Source organism: Streptomyces noursei, from assembly GCF_001646665.1.
GTDB lineage: Bacteria > Actinomycetota > Actinomycetes > Streptomycetales > Streptomycetaceae > Streptomyces > Streptomyces lavendulocolor.
This window is the reverse complement of sequence record NZ_LWBU01000035.1, coordinates 33,609-47,520: the sequence shown is the minus strand read 5'-3', so window position 1 is coordinate 47,520 and position 13,912 is coordinate 33,609. Positions and strand designations below refer to the sequence as shown.

At 74.1% G+C, this 13,912-nt stretch carries 11 protein-coding genes and 2 riboswitches; of the genes, 6 read left to right on the top strand and 5 right to left on the bottom strand.

Translation table 11 applies throughout. The annotated features are described in order from the left end of the window. Nucleotides 1–57: 57 nt before the first annotated feature. The gene (locus tag A4V12_RS03525) at nucleotides 58–1,563 is read left to right on the top strand and encodes a SulP family inorganic anion transporter (protein WP_064067699.1); all 1,506 of its coding nucleotides are present in this window, start codon (nucleotides 58–60) and stop codon (nucleotides 1,561–1,563) included. Here the strand turns inward: A4V12_RS03525 and A4V12_RS03520 are convergent. Beyond that, entirely contained in the window at nucleotides 1,536–1,754 is a 219-nt protein-coding gene (locus tag A4V12_RS03520) for a hypothetical protein (RefSeq protein ID WP_064067698.1), read from the bottom strand. The genes A4V12_RS03525 and A4V12_RS03520 overlap by 28 nt on opposite strands. Before the next feature lie 221 nt (nucleotides 1,755–1,975). Here A4V12_RS03520 and A4V12_RS03515 point away from each other — a divergent pair, with 221 nt between their 5' ends. Together A4V12_RS03515 and A4V12_RS03510 are read left to right on the top strand one after the other, a co-directional pair. After that, a complete protein-coding gene (locus A4V12_RS03515) occupies nucleotides 1,976–2,440 on the top strand; it encodes an SPW repeat protein (protein WP_064067697.1) in 465 nt (154 codons plus the stop codon). Between the two features lie 195 nt (nucleotides 2,441–2,635). Beyond that, entirely contained in the window at nucleotides 2,636–3,121 is a 486-nt protein-coding gene (locus A4V12_RS03510) for a DUF1360 domain-containing protein (protein ID WP_350497994.1), read from the top strand. Nucleotides 3,122–3,154: 33 nt separating this feature from the next. On the opposite strand, the gene A4V12_RS03505 is transcribed toward A4V12_RS03510, so the two are convergent. The 4 genes from A4V12_RS03505 to A4V12_RS03490 all read right to left on the bottom strand — a co-directional run bounded on the left by A4V12_RS03505 (nucleotide 3,155) and on the right by A4V12_RS03490 (nucleotide 8,150). After that, the gene (locus A4V12_RS03505) at nucleotides 3,155–4,882 is read right to left on the bottom strand and encodes an ATP-binding SpoIIE family protein phosphatase (protein ID WP_064067802.1); all 1,728 of its coding nucleotides are present in this window, start codon (nucleotides 4,880–4,882) and stop codon (nucleotides 3,155–3,157) included. Between the two features lie 243 nt (nucleotides 4,883–5,125). Next, the gene (locus A4V12_RS03500) at nucleotides 5,126–5,950 is read right to left on the bottom strand and encodes an ABC transporter ATP-binding protein (protein WP_064067695.1); all 825 of its coding nucleotides are present in this window, start codon (nucleotides 5,948–5,950) and stop codon (nucleotides 5,126–5,128) included. Beyond that, nucleotides 5,950–7,089 (bottom strand): FecCD family ABC transporter permease, encoded by a 1,140-nt coding sequence (locus tag A4V12_RS03495; protein WP_064067694.1) that lies wholly within the window; start codon nucleotides 7,087–7,089, stop codon nucleotides 5,950–5,952. The genes A4V12_RS03500 and A4V12_RS03495 overlap by 1 nt, the downstream gene beginning before the upstream one ends. Continuing rightward, nucleotides 7,086–8,150: an ABC transporter substrate-binding protein gene (locus tag A4V12_RS03490; RefSeq protein ID WP_064067693.1), complete on the bottom strand. Its 1,065-nt coding sequence runs from the start codon at nucleotides 8,148–8,150 to the stop codon at nucleotides 7,086–7,088. Before A4V12_RS03490 ends, A4V12_RS03495 begins: the two co-directional genes overlap by 4 nt. Before the next feature lie 30 nt (nucleotides 8,151–8,180). Then, nucleotides 8,181–8,362: riboswitch (cobalamin riboswitch) on the bottom strand. Between the two features lie 306 nt (nucleotides 8,363–8,668). Further along, nucleotides 8,669–8,788, top strand: a riboswitch (cobalamin riboswitch). Between the two features lie 58 nt (nucleotides 8,789–8,846). On the opposite strand from A4V12_RS03490, the gene A4V12_RS03485 reads away from it, so the two are divergent. The 3 genes from A4V12_RS03485 to A4V12_RS03475 all read left to right on the top strand — a co-directional run bounded on the left by A4V12_RS03485 (nucleotide 8,847) and on the right by A4V12_RS03475 (nucleotide 13,910). Then, on the top strand, nucleotides 8,847–9,692 hold the full coding sequence (locus A4V12_RS03485) for a (2Fe-2S)-binding protein (RefSeq protein ID WP_079136780.1): 846 nt from the start codon (nucleotides 8,847–8,849) through the stop codon (nucleotides 9,690–9,692). Between the two features lie 445 nt (nucleotides 9,693–10,137). After that, a complete protein-coding gene (locus A4V12_RS03480; RefSeq protein WP_064067801.1) occupies nucleotides 10,138–11,430 on the top strand; it encodes an MFS transporter in 1,293 nt (430 codons plus the stop codon). Nucleotides 11,431–11,633: 203 nt separating this feature from the next. Next, on the top strand, nucleotides 11,634–13,910 hold the full coding sequence (locus A4V12_RS03475; RefSeq protein WP_064067692.1) for a catalase: 2,277 nt from the start codon (nucleotides 11,634–11,636) through the stop codon (nucleotides 13,908–13,910). The last annotated feature ends 2 nt before the right edge of the window (nucleotides 13,911–13,912 follow it).

The window sequence follows — 13,912 nt, the reverse complement described above, 5'->3', positions numbered from 1 at the left end:
CCCGTCCGCCGCCCCCTTCCGGGGCGGCGGACCTCTCCCCCTGAGGAATCCACTCCCATGTCCTCCCTGTTGAAGAACCCCACTGTGCTGCGCCGCGACATACTCGCGTCGCTCGTCGTCTTCCTCGTCGCCCTGCCGTTGTGCGTGGGCATCGCCGTGGCCTCCGGCGTACCCGCCGAACTCGGCCTGGTCACCGGCATCGTCGGCGGCCTCGTCGTGGGAGCCCTGCCCGGAAGTTCCCTCCAGGTCAGCGGCCCCGCCGCCGGCCTGACCGTACTCGTCTACGAAGCCGTCCAGGAGTTCGGCCCGGCGGCGCTCGGCGTCATCGTGCTCATGTCCGGGCTGCTGCAACTGCTCCTCGGAGCACTCGGGTTCGGCCGCTGGTTCCGTGCCATCTCCATCGCCGTCGTCCAGGGGATGCTCGCAGGCATCGGGCTGGTGCTGGTGCTCGGCCAGGTGTACGCGATGGCCGACACCGAACAGCCCTCCGGCGGCCTCGGCAAGCTCGCCGGCCTGCCCGGACTGGCCGGCTCCGTCCTCTCCGGCGGCACGGCGCTCACCGCCTTCCTGCTGGGCGCCGGAACCGTGGCCGTCCTGGTCCTCTGGCCGCGGCTCCCGGCCCGCGCCCGCGTGGTGCCCGGCCCACTGGTGGCCGTCGCCCTCGCCACCGCCGCGGCCGTCGCCTTCGACCTCCCCGTCGCCAAGGTCGAGGTCAAGGGGCTGCTGGAAGCCGTACAGCCGCCGGGCCTCGACGCCTTCGGGGACGTCGCCACGGTGGCGGCGATCGGCACCGTCCTCGCCTTCACCCTCATCGCCTCGGCCGAGAGCCTGTTCAGCGCCGCCGCGGTGGACCGCATGCACGACGGGCCACGCACGGACTACGACAAGGAGCTGATGGCCCAGGGCGTCGGCAACACCGTCTGCGGTGCGCTCGGCGCCCTGCCGATGACGGCCGTCATCGTCCGCAGCGCGGCCAATGTCCAGGCCGGTGCCCGCACGTCCCTCTCGCGGATCCTGCACGGAGTGTGGCTGCTGCTGTTCGTCGCACTCCTGCCCGCCGCGATCGGTGTCATCCCGCTCGCCGCGCTCGCCGGTGTCCTGGTACACGCCGGCTGCAAGCTGGTGCCCGTCAAGGACCTCGCCCCGCTGTGGCGCGAGCACCGCGGAGAGGCGGTGATCCTCGCCGTCACCGCCGTGGCCATCCTGGTCACCAACCTCTTCGAGGGCGTGCTGCTGGGCATGCTGCTCGCGGTGTGCAAGACGGCCTGGGAGACCTCCCACCTCCACGTCGAGGTCCGGGAGCTGACCGGGGGCCGCCTGGTCGCGGCCATCACCGGCAACGCGACGTTCCTCCGGCTGCCCCGGATCCTCGAGGAACTGGAGGGCCTGCCCAAGGACCGGCCCATCGAGCTCGACCTCTCCGGGCTGCGCCACCTCGACCACGCGTGCCGCATCGCCCTGGAGAACTGGGCGCTGCGGCACAACGACGCCGGTACGGAACCGGTGCGGATGCTGCCTCCCGAGCAGATCCCCGCTCAGCTCTCGTCGGCGTCCAGTACGTAGCCGACGACGGACGAGGGTGTCAGCCGGTCGTTCTTGACGATGGCGACGCTGTCGCTCCCGGTACCGGCGTCGGTACCGGGAGCGGCCCCGTGTCCGGCGGCCTGCGCGGCGGCGGCTCCCGCAGCTCCGGCGGCTCCCGCGGTGAGCAGGGCGCCGGTGGCCACGGCCAGGACGGTGGCTCGGAGGTTCATGCTCGTACCTCTCGGTCGGTGGGTCGTCGTAGCGGTGGGGCACCGTCGAGGCGCCCCGCCGATGATCAACGAAGCCCCGCCGGAGAAGTGGCGGGTCGGGTGGTGCGGCCCGGAGGGAGGGGACAGCAAGTGGGCGGCATCCCCCTGTTGACCGAAACGCACGAAAGTAGTTCTATTGCGAATAAAGGGCAGATAAGTCTTCCACAGGAGGCAGGCCCGCGATGACCACCCACCCGAGCATTGAGCAACACCCCGACCTGGCCGAGATGCGCTCTCGGTTCGAACGGGCGACCAGCACCCCTCGTGGCCAGGCGATCGAGACCCTCGGCCTTCTCACGGGTCTGTACCTGGCGGCCTCGCCGTGGATCGTGGGCTTCAGCGACCTCACGGCACTCGCCATCTGCAACCTCATCACCGGTGTCGCCTATGCCCTGTGCATGGGCGGGTTCGGCTCGGCGTACGAGCGGACCCACTCCATGGCCTGGGCCGCCTGCGCCATCGGTGCGTGGACGATCGTGGCCCCCTGGGTCGTCGCCGGCGACGTCGACACGACCCGCAGTGTGGTCAGCAACATCATCGTCGGTGCCGTGGCCCTGCTGCTCGGCCTGGCGATGGCGGGCTCGGCGATGGCCGACCGGCGTGCCGGCCGCACCCGGGTCCGCGGCGGGCCCGGCCCCATGGCGTAACCGTCCCGAGCCGACGCGCTCGACCCCGCGAGGCCCCGGCGCCCCTGGTGCCGGGGCCTTCCGCGTGCCGACGGGCCGTCGCGTACGGCCTCGCCGCGCCGCCACACACCCGGCGTCATAGCGTGGCGGGCAAGGGGCACAAGGGCACGGGAGGAGGCACAGATGGCGCGATCGATCACACGTATGGTCCGGAGGGTGAGCCGCACGTACGCGAAGGGGGAGGAGCGCCCACCGCTGGGCGGGTACGCCGCCGCCCTGGCGGCCTTCGGTGGCTACGCGGCGGCATGGGCCGGGGTGGTCCGGTGGAGCGGCCGCACCCTGCCGGCGCGGCCCGAGCCGCTCGACCTGCTGCTCACCTCCGTCGCGACGTTCCGGCTCAGCCGGCTGGTCAGCAAGAGCTCGGTGCTCAGCCCGCTGCGGGCACCGTTCACGGAGTACCAGGGACCGCAGGGCCCGGCCGAACTGGCCGAGAAACCCCGCGACGGCGCCAGGGGCACCGTGGGCAACCTGCTGACGTGTCCCTTCTGCGTGAGCGTGTGGACGGTGTCCACGCTCACCGGCGCCGCACTGCTGTGGCCCCGCGCCACCCGCACGGTCACCGGCGCCCTCACCGCGCTGGCCGGGGCGGACGCCCTGCAGTTCGCCCACTCGGCCATGCGGCGCAAGGCCGAGGGCGACTGACGGAAGAGGGAGGACGGCGCCGCGGCCGCCCCGTCACATGGTGGCCGGCCCGGCGATGTCCTGCTCGGCCCAGACGACCTTGCCGGCCGGCGTCCGGCACGAGCCCCAGCGGCGGCAGAGCATGTTGATTAGCTGGAGGCCCCTGCCGCCCTCGGCGCTGAGCGGCGCGTGCTGGATCTGCGGCAGGTCGGGGCCGGTGTCCGACACCTCCACGCACAGCCGGTCGTGCCGCACGAGCCGGAGCTGGTTCGGGCCCCCGCCGTACCGCAGCGCGTTGCCGACCAGCTCGCTCACCACCAGTTCGGTGACGTCCACCAGGTGCGGCAGCGACCAGTCCTCCAACTGCGCACGGACCAGCCGGCGCGCCTCCCCGGCGGCCGACCCGTCGGGGGGAAGGGGACGTACGAACAGCTCGCCCTCCGTGAAGGCACGGGATTCCGCCACGAGGACGACCGCGTCGTCGAAGCGCCGGTCCGAACCCCCGTCGATCCGCACGCCCGGCAGGGCGCAGCTCTCCGACAGGTCCGGCTGCGGACCCCGGACCGCCTCGCGCAGCCGGTCCAGCCGCGTCCCGATGTCCTGCTCCCGGCTCTTGACCAGACCGTCGGTGTAGAGCATCAGCCGGCCGCGCTCGGGCACCCGCGTGATCGCCGGGTCGTACGGGATCACTCCCGCGCCCAGCGGCGCGCCCGCGGGCACGTCCACGAACGCCGCCTCGCCGGCGGCGTCGATCAGCAGCGGTGGCAGGTGCCCGGCGCTGGCGAGGCGGAACGTCCGCTCGGCCGGGTCGTACACGGCGCACAGGCAGGTCGCGACCTGGTCCTCCTCCAGGTCGCGGGCGGCGAGGTCCAGCCGCGCCAGGACGCGTTCCGGCGCGATGTCGAGGCCCAGCAGCGTCCGCGCGACCGAACGCAGCCGCCCCATGGTCGCGGCCGCCGCCAGGCCGTGCCCCATGACGTCCCCGACGACCAGCGCCGTGCGGCCGCTCGGCAGGGGCACCACGTCGAACCAGTCACCGCCCACTCCGCCCGGATCGACGGCGGGGCGGTAGTCGGAGGCGACCCGCAGCCCCGGCGTCGAGGGCGCGGTCCGGGGGAGCAGCGCGCGCTGGAGGGTGACGACCGTCTCGCGTTCGCGGCCGTAGAGCCGGGCGTTGTCGATGTACACCGCGGCCTTCGAGGCGAGCTCCCACGCCAGTGCCAGGTCGGTTGGGGTGAACGAGGCCCTGCCCCCGGCGCGTACGAAGTCGGCGGCGCCCAGCAGCACACCGCGGGCCACCAGCGGCACGGCCATGTAGCTGTGCACCCCGGCGTCCCGCATGAGGCGTGCCGCCCGGGCCGTCGGGGCGATGGACTCGTACTGGTCCGGGGCGATCCGGCTCACCAGCACCGGTCTGCGGGTGGTCAGGCACTGGTGGACGTACGTGGGCGTCGGGGCGCTGGTCAGCTCGCCCACGGGATCCGGTTCCAGGTGCCGCAGCCGGTCGATCACGGCGACGGCCATGGCGCGGGTCAGCGGGACACCGGCGCCGGCCACGCGGTCCCCCTCGCCGCCCCGCAGTACCGAGTCCAGCAGGTCCACCGCGGCGCCGTCCGCCATCCTGGGGACGGCGAAGTCGGCGAGCTCCTGGGCGGTCCGGCCGAGGTCCAGCGTCGTGCCGATCAGATCACCGGCCTCGTTCAGCCACTGGAGGCGGCCGCGGTCGGCGGCGGCGGTGCCGATGGCGGACGCGGCGCGGCGCACCGCCCGCGCCGCTCGCAGCGAGCCGGTGCGCACACCGAATCCGCCGCGTCCCCGGCTGCGGTCGTCGTCCACGTCGCGCACCTCTCCCCACGGCGCTGCGGATCCGTGGAAGACCCGATTGTGCCCTGTTCCGGCCGCGGCGGCCTGCCGGGGGCACGAGCCGGTGGCGCGTCAACTCAACTTCTGTCGTTCACTCTTCCGGGCGAGTGCCTCGTCCCGGGCCCCGCGCACCGAGCCGCTGCGCCCGCCGCACCCGCGCCGTCACGCTCCGGATGCGCCCGGGGGCGGCGCGGCCGGCACCGCTGCCGCGGCCCCGGCGGGCAGGAAGGTGACCTGGGGAGCCCCGGTACGGGGATGCACCGCGACCTCGGCCGACACCCCGTACACCTCGGCGAGCAGCCGGGCGGTGAGCACCTCCGAGGGCGGGCCGGACGCGGTCACCGCGCCGTCCCGCAGGACGTAGAGCCGGTCGCAGTAGTACGCCGCCAGGTTCAGGTCGTGCAGTGCCACCAGGACGGTGGCGGGCAGCGCCCGCAGGTGGTCCAGGACCTCCAACTGGTGGCGTACGTCCAGGTGGTTGGTGGGTTCGTCGAGGACGAGCAGGGACGGCTGCTGCGTCAGGGCGCGGGCGATCAGCACGCGCTGCCGCTCGCCCCCGGACAGCCGGTCGAAGGGCCGGTCCGCGAGCCCCGCCGCGTCCACCGCCGCCAGCGACCGCTCGATCAGCCGCGCGTCCTCGGCGGTGTCCCCGTCGAGCAGCCGCTTGTGCGGCGTACGGCCCATGGCGACGACCTCCCGCACGCTCAGGTCGAAGCCCGCCCCCGGCTCCTGCACCACGGCGGCCACCGTGCGGGCCAGCCGGCGCACCGGCAGCGACCGGACGTCGGCACCGTCGACGCGGACGTGCCCGGCGTCGGGACGCAGGACGCGGTAGACGGCGCGCAGCAGGCTGGACTTGCCGCTGCCGTTGGGGCCGACGAGCCCGATCACCTCCCCGGGGCGCGCGGCCAGCGAGACGTCCCGTACGAGACGGCGGGCACCCGCGGTGAGCGTGACGCCCTCGACGACGAGTTCCGCCGCGGTCATCAGGCCACCCCCTCGTCGTCGCGCCGGCCGTCCCGGCGCAGCAGCCACAGGAAGAACGGCCCGCCGCACAGGGCCGTCAGCACCCCCACGGGGATCTCCATGGGAGCGGCGACCGTACGGGCGGCGACGTCGCACCAGATCAGGAACACCGCCCCGGCGAGCGCCGCCGTGGGCAGCACCCGGCGGTGGTCGCCGCCCACGAACAGCCGCACGATGTGCGGCATGATCAGCCCCACGAAACCGATGGGCCCGGCCGCCGCGACCAGCACACCGGTGACGAGGGACAACAGGACGAACATCCGGCCCCGGAACCGGGCGACGTCCAGCCCCAGCGTGGTCGCGGACTCCTCGCCGGCCAGCAGCAGGTTCAGCGACCGCGCCCGGACCAGCAGTATCCCCACCCCCAGCAGCACGGCCGCGCCGGGCAGCCACAGGGTGCCCCACCGGACACCGCCCAGACCGCCCATCGTCCAGGCGAGCACCGCCCGCGCCTCGTTGCCGCGCTCACCGGTCAGCAGCAGCAGTTCCATCACCGCGGTGAGCACGGCGGCGAACGCCACCCCGGACAGCACCAGGCGCATCGAGGTGATCCGCCCGCCGGTCCGGGCCGTCGTGTACACCAGCAGCAGCGTCAGCAACGCCCCGGCGAAGGCGGCGGCCGACAGCGAGAGGGGCCCGAACAGGCTCACCCCGAACACGAGGACCGCGACGGCGCCCAGCGACGCCCCGGACGACACCCCGAGCAGGTACGGCTCCGCCAGTGGATTGCGCACCAGCGCCTGCATGGCCGCGCCCACCACCGCGAGGCCCGCCCCCGTCACCGCGCCCAGCAGCACGCGCGGCGCCCGCACATCGAGGACGATCGTCTCGCGTGCCCGCGACCAGGCCGGCTCCGAGCGGTCGAGGCCCAGCGCGTGCGTCACGATGCCCCACACCTCGCCGGGCGGCACGCGCACCGAACCGACGGCCATGCCCGCGACGGCGGACAGCACCAGGGCGGCGCCGAGGACCATCAGGACCACGGCGAACTGGACGCGCCGCGCACCCGGCTCGCCGTCCCCGCCGCCCCCGCCTCGGCCTCCGTCCCGGTCCGCGGGTGCGGAGCGGGGCACGGGGGCGGCCGGTGCGGTGGCCGTCACCGGAAGCGCCCCGGGTGCAGGGCGCGCGCGAGGTCCTCGACCGCGTACGGCGGCCGGACCCCGATCAGCGTCGCGGTCAGCGGCAGCACGACGAACCGCTTGTTCCGGATGGCCGGGACGTCGGCGAGAGCCGGCTGCGAGAGCAGGAACTTCTTCTTCTGCTCGACGCTGCCGGCGCCCGCGTAGTCGTAGATCGCGATGACCTCCGGCCTGCGGGCGACGACCTGCTCCCAGGACGCGTCGCCGAAGACCTCGTCCAGGTCGGCGAAGACGTTCCGCCCGCCGGCGAGCCGGATGATCTCGGTGCCGAGACTCTTGCCGCCGGCGGTGAACGCCGCCTTGTCGCCGCTGTCGTAGACGAACACGGGTACCGCCGGGGCGCCCCTGACGGCGGCGCCGGCCTTCTCGACGCGGCCCCGGAGGTCCGCCACCAGCCGCTCGGCCCGCTCCGGGACCCCGAAGATCGAGCCGATGGTGCGGATCTCGTCGTAGGTGTCCCGCATCGACACCTGCTTCTTGCCGCAGTACTCCCGGTTCAGGTAGGTGTCGATGCCGGCGTCCGCGAACGCCTTGCGCGACCGGCCCTCGTTCTCGGCGAACGCGCTCCCGTACCCGCCGTAGACGAAGTCCGGCTCGGCGTTGAGGACCGTCTCGAAGGACGGTTCCTTCTTCGCCAGTTCGGGGACGGACTCGTAGTCCTTCCGCAGGTGCGGAAGGATCGCCGAGTCGGGGAACGCCGTGCCGACCAGCCGGTCCCTCAAGCCCAGGGCCAGCATCAGTTCGGCGGGGTGCTGGTGGATGGTGACCACCCGCGCGGGCGGCTCACGGTAGGTGGTGCTGGTGCCGCAGTTGTCGACGGTGACCGGGAACCCCTTGGCCGGCGAGGACGCGGCCCCCGGCCGGTCCGCCGGCGCGGTGCCCGCCGCGCAGCCGGCCAGCACGGCGGTGGCCGCGACGGTGCACAGGGCGGTGCGCAGGGCGGAGGAGAGCGCCGCGGCACGGGGGGCGCGGCGGCGCGAGGGGAAGGAAAAAAGGACAGGACGGGGCGTGCCGTCGTACACGTGAAGCCTCCTGGGGAGTCCGCGCTCCTCGGATCGGGCCCGCGACAGGCCAGTGTCCTGACTCCCGGATCGACGTTCCCCCCGCCTTCCCGCGCGGTGCGCAGTGGCGTCCAGAAGGGGTGCACTCCCCGGTCACAGTGGCGGGACCGTGCCGGAATCGCACCGGCTTCCTGTCTCCCGTCGCGGTGATGACCAGGTGATCTTACGTATACGTGGCGGAAGGGTGAAAGGGCGCATGACCGGAAACGCGCGCCCCCGGGTGCCCCATGTCACCGGCAGTCCCGGGGTGGGCCGCCTCGTCACCGGCCGCCGCGAGGCGGGCCGTTCGGCGCCCCGCCGCCCAAGGGCCCCCGCACCGGGCCCTGTTCACCCCTCCGCCCCGTCCCGGCGTGAAAGGGCGAAGGCGCCCGTCCGGGCCGCCGGCTCCGCCGGGCGCGCTGTGGCCGGTCGCACAGAAGGGGTCCTGGCGCGCCGCGCGGCCCGTCTGCGATCCTGCCACCGACCAGCGACGGCGGAACGAGGAAGCCGGTGGGAATCCGGCACGGTACCGCCACTGTGAAGGGGGAGCGAACCCGCCACGGTCACCGCCCGGCCGGGCGGGAAGACCGGGGGAGCGTCGATCCCGAGTCAGGAGACTCACGCCGTCGCACCTCGACGGACCGGGGCGGATCTCCCCGAGAGAGGACGGTGGCACACATGTGCCCGCCCCCGACCCCACCCCCCGCCGCGCGCCCGGGTGCCGGCGACGCCCCGCCGACGGCAGCCGACGGCCCCGGCGGGGACGGGACGTTCGCCGGGACGCCGGCGCGGGTCGCGGCCGTCGGCCCGTACTTCGCCGTCTCCAGCGGCCCACGCGCCGACGCGGCCGGCTTCCGGCCCTTCACCGCGCTCCACCACGATCCGGCGCCCCTGGCGGAGTACGTGGCGGAGACGGGCCGCCGGCTCGGCACCGACCAGCGGCGCGTCGCGGCCTCGACCCTGCACATCGGCACGGCCGCCCGCCTGTGGTCCGTCGCGCTCGCCACGGCCGCGCTGACCGGCCGGGCCGTGGACCTGACGCCCGAGCGGCTGTGGTGGCGCACGCCGCCGTCCGGACCGATCGAGCTCTGGCTGCCGGAGTGGCCCGCCGGGACCCCCGGCGAGGACGTGCCCGGCGCGCTGTACGAGACCGTCGTCGTGCGACACCTGGGGCCGCTGGACGAAGCGCTCCGCAGGGACTTCGGCCTGTCGCCCCGGATCCTGCACGGCAACTCCGCGTCCGCGCTGCTGGGCGCCGTGCGCGTACTGCTCGCCCGCGTCCCGGACGCCCCGTGGTCGCCGCTGCCCGTCGCGGCGGCGCTCCTGGCGCGGGAGCCGCTCGCGAGCGCGGGCGTCCTCACGGCCGACACCTGCGGGGCGGACCTCGGCGGGGCGGGCCCCCGCAGGGCGGGTCCCCGTGGGGCGGACGACCCCCTCAGCTACCGCCGCAACAGCTGCTGCCTCTACTACCGGGTCCGCGGCAACGGGTACTGCGGCGACTGCATCCTCGCCCGCCCGCGCTGAGGGCCGGCGGCTCCGGCGCCGCCCGTGTGCGGCGCCTGTCTGGTGGATGGTGGGGTGTGGCCCCTCCGGGCTCGCCTCCTCGGGGCCGGCGGCCTTGGGTCACGCGTAAGGAAGCCCACCCCTTGCCTCCCCCAAGCTCTCGCTGCGCTCGAGCAGGGGGTACCCCCACTCCTGCGGGGGCGACCCTGCACGGCCCCACCCCTGGGCCGTCGCCCGGCTGCGGATCGGTGGGTGTAGACGAGCCCCGCCCCTGGGCCGTCGCCCGGCTGCGGATCGGTGGGTGTACAGGGCCCCCGCTCCTTGGCTGTCGCCTGGCTGCGGACCGGTCGGTGTAGACGGCCCCGCCCCTGGGCCGTATGCCGGCTGCGGGGCCGGGCGGGAGATCACACGAAGCCGTAACACCCGGCACGTGTGGGGGACCTCCGCACCGGGGAGGGCCGTGATCATGACAGAGACCTCCACCACCGGGCCGGGCACCGCCCGCCGCCCCGTGCGGCAGCTGCTCGCCGCCTCCGTGGGCAACGCCGTCGAGTGGTACGACTGGTACGCGTACACCTTCCTCGCCACCTACATAGCGGCCCGGATCTTCCCCGAGGAGTCCGGCAACTCCCTCGTCCCCCTGCTGTCCACCTTCGCCGTCTTCGCGGTCGGGTTCTTCATGCGGCCCGTCGGGGGGCTGCTCATGGGCGCCGTGGCCGACCGGCACGGCCGGCGGGCGGCGCTCACCGTCACCATCCTGCTGATGGGCGGCAGCAGCCTGCTGGTCGGGCTGACACCGACGTACGCCGCGGCCGGCGTCCTCGCACCGGTGGTGCTGGTGGTCGCGCGCCTCCTGCAAGGGCTGTCCGTGGGCGGGGAGTTCGCCGCCTCCACCACCTTCCTCGTCGAGTCGGCCGGTCCCGGCAGGCGCGGGCTGTTCTCCAGCTTCCAGTACGTCTCCACCACCGCCGGCCAGCTCGCCGCCTCCGGCGTCGCCGCCGCCCTCGTCGCCGGCCTGGGGGAGGGGCGGATGGAGAGCTGGGGGTGGCGGGTGCCGTTCCTCCTCGGCGCGGTCCTCAGCCTGGTCGGCTTCTGGATCCGGCGCGGGGCCGAGGAGACCCTGCGCGAACCGGCCGCAGGCACCGGCGGGCCCCGCCCCCGGCTCCTCGACGCGCTGCGCCACCACCCGCGCGCCTCCCTGCTGATCTGCGGCATCACGGCGGGCGGCACCCTCGCCTACTACACCTGGACCTCCTACCTGCCCACGTACGCGGAGCTGAACGCCGGCATCGACAAGGCGGACGCGCTGCTCGCCGGGACGTTTTCCCTCGCCTTCTTCGCGCTGCTCCAGCCGGTCGGCGGAATGCTGTCGGACCGCTACGGCCGCAAACCACCGCTGCTGTTCTTCGGCGTCGGGTTCGCCCTCCTCGCCGCGCCCCTGCTCCGTTCCGTCGGCGACTCCTTCGGCTCGCTGCTCCTGGTCCAGTGCGCGGGCATGGTCCTGCTCACCGGGTTCACCTCGGTCTCGGCCGCGGTCAACGCGGAGATCTTCCCCGCCCGGGTGCGGGCCGCGGGCATCGGCTTCCCGTACTCGCTGACCGTGGCCCTCTTCGGCGGGACGGCGCCCTACGTGGGGACGCTGTTCAAGGAGCTGGGCCGGCCCGGCCTCTTCCCCTGGTACGTGTCCGCCCTGTGCCTGGTGTCCGCCGCCGTGTACCTGCGTCTGCCCGAGACCGCCCACAAGGAACTGGAGCGCTGACACCCGCTGCCCGAACGGATGGCCAAAGTCCGTGCTTCCCACAACGACATGGGGGTACCAGGGCGGTCGTGACCGCTCGCGGACCGGTGACCGGCGCCGCCCGGCCGGTGTGTGCCGATGGACGGATGTCCGCCGCGCATCCGTTACGCCCCGCCCCGCGGCGGTCATGGCTGAGGAGTCCCAGTCCCGAGCACGGAGGAACAATGCCGAACCCCAACCCGCTGAAGGCCGCCGCCGAGAAGCTCACCGCGCCCCTGCGCGACGGCGGTCCGGCCGAAGGCGTCCCGGGCGCCCCGGCCCCGGAACCTGCCCAGGTCGACGAGCCCACCGAGGTACGCGGCCCCCTGCCGCCCAAGCCGGACCAGGGCGAGCCCGCACCGTACTCGCCCACCGGCCGCCACACCGGCAACCCGCCGCAGTCCCGCGCCCAGGACGGCCCGTACCTCACCACGGCCCAGGGCGCCCGGCTGTACGACACCGACCACTCGCTCAAGGCGGGTCCCCGCGGCCCGGTGCTCCTCCAGGACCACCACCTGCGCGAGAAGATCATGCACTTCGACCACGAGCGCATCCCGGAGCGCGTCGTCCACGCCCGCGGCGCCGGCGCGCACGGAGTGTTCCAGGCCTACGGGACCGCCGAGGGCGTCACCAAGGCGGCCTTCCTGCGCAAGGGCGCCGAGACCCCGGTCTTCGTGCGGTTCTCCACGGTCCTCGGCTCACGCGGTTCCGCCGACACGGTCCGCGACACCCGGGGCTTCGCGACGAAGTTCTACACCGAGGAGGGGGTCTTCGACCTCGTCGGCAACAACATCCCGGTCTTCTTCATCCAGGACGCCATCAAGTTCCCCGACGTGATCCACGCGGGCAAGCCGCACCCCGACCGGGAGATCCCGCAGGCCCAGAGCGCGCACGACACCTTCTGGGACTTCGTCTCGCTGCATACCGAGGCCCAGCACCACACCATGTGGAACATGTCCGACCGGGGCATCCCGCGCTCGTACCGCACCATGGAGGGCTTCGGCGTCCACACCTTCCGGCTCGTCAACGCCGAGGGCGCCACCACCCTGGTCAAGTTCCACTGGAAGCCCAAGCTCGGTGTGCACTCCCAGCTGTGGGAGGAGGCGCAGATCGCCGGCGGCGTCGACCCCGACTTCCACCGCCGCGACCTGGCCGACGCCATCGAGGCCGGCGCGTACCCCCAGTGGGAGCTGGGCATCCAGACCTTCCCCGACACCCCCGAGCAGACCTTCGAGGGCATCGACCTGCTGGACTCGACGAAGATCGTCCCCGAGGAGCTGGCGCCGGTGCAGCCCATCGGCCTGCTCACCCTCAACCGCAACCCGAGCAACTTCTTCGCGGAGACCGAGCAGGTCGCCTTCCACGTCGGCCACCTCGTCCCCGGCATCGACGTCACCGACGACCCGCTGCTCGCCGGCCGTCTCTTCTCCTACCTGGACACCCAGATCACCCGGCTGGCGGGCCCGAACTTCAACCAGATCCCCATCAACCGCCCGCACGCCCCGGTCAACGACATGCTCCGGGACGGCTTCCACCAGCAGGCCGTGCACAGCGGCGTCGCCCCCTACAAGCCCAACTCCCTGGACGGCGGCTGCCCCTTCTTCGCCGGCGCCGACACCGGCGCGTACATCGAGACCCCGGTCGAGCTGCCCGCCGCCCGCAAGGTCCGCGAGGCGCCGGCCAGCTACGACGACCACTTCAGCCAGCCCAGGCTGTTCTGGCTCAGCATGTCCCCCGTCGAGCGGGAGCACATCGTCACCGCCTACACCTTCGAGCTCGGCAAGTGCTACGACAACGCCGTCAAGGAGCGCCAGCTCAAGGCCCTCGCCAACATCGACGCCGAGCTGTGCGCCCGGGTCGCCGAGGGACTCGGCCTGCCCGCGCCCGAACCGACCCTCCCGCCGGCCGACGTCGCACCGAGCCCCGCGCTGTCCCAGGTCGGCCAGGAATGGCCCGCCGACGGCCGCATCATCGGCATCGTCGCCGACGACAACGGCGACCTCGACGGCGTCCGCGCCGTCCGCCGGGCCGTTCTCGAAGCCGGCATGGTGCCGCTCGTCATCGCACCGGCGGGCGGGAAGATCGGCGCCACCGGCCCCGACCCCGTCACCGTGCAGCGGACCTTCGCCACCGCGCGCTCCATCGAGTTCGACGCCCTCGTCCTCGCCGGAGTGCCCGCACCGGGCAGCGACGCCTACGGCGCCCGGGACGCCAAGGCCGGTGACGCCGGACAGGCCGCCACCGCCCTCGACCCCCGCCTCCTGCTGATGATCTCCGAGGCCTACCGGCACGCCAAGGCCATCGGCGGCTGGGCCGGCGCCGAGAGCGTCCTGGAAGCGGCCGGAGTACCGGCCGGCGCCCCCGGCGTGGTGACCGGCGACAGCGGGGAGACGGTCCTCGCCGGGATCACCCGGCTCCTGGGCCGCCACCGTGTCTGGGACCGCTTCCCCGCCGCCGCGTAGCC

Excerpts from the sequence above, each read along its gene's own strand:
- A4V12_RS03525 (WP_064067699.1), top strand. The coding sequence starts at position 58 with ATGTCCTCCCTGTTGAAGAACCCCACTGTGCTGCGCCGCGACATACTC.
- A4V12_RS03520 (WP_064067698.1), bottom strand. The coding sequence starts at position 1,754 with ATGAACCTCCGAGCCACCGTCCTGGCCGTGGCCACCGGCGCCCTGCTC.
- A4V12_RS03515 (WP_064067697.1), top strand. The coding sequence starts at position 1,976 with ATGACCACCCACCCGAGCATTGAGCAACACCCCGACCTGGCCGAGATG.
- A4V12_RS03500 (WP_064067695.1), bottom strand. The coding sequence starts at position 5,950 with ATGACCGCGGCGGAACTCGTCGTCGAGGGCGTCACGCTCACCGCGGGT.
- A4V12_RS03485 (WP_079136780.1), top strand. The coding sequence starts at position 8,847 with ATGTGCCCGCCCCCGACCCCACCCCCCGCCGCGCGCCCGGGTGCCGGC.
- A4V12_RS03480 (WP_064067801.1), top strand. The coding sequence starts at position 10,138 with ATGACAGAGACCTCCACCACCGGGCCGGGCACCGCCCGCCGCCCCGTG.
- A4V12_RS03475 (WP_064067692.1), top strand. The coding sequence starts at position 11,634 with ATGCCGAACCCCAACCCGCTGAAGGCCGCCGCCGAGAAGCTCACCGCG.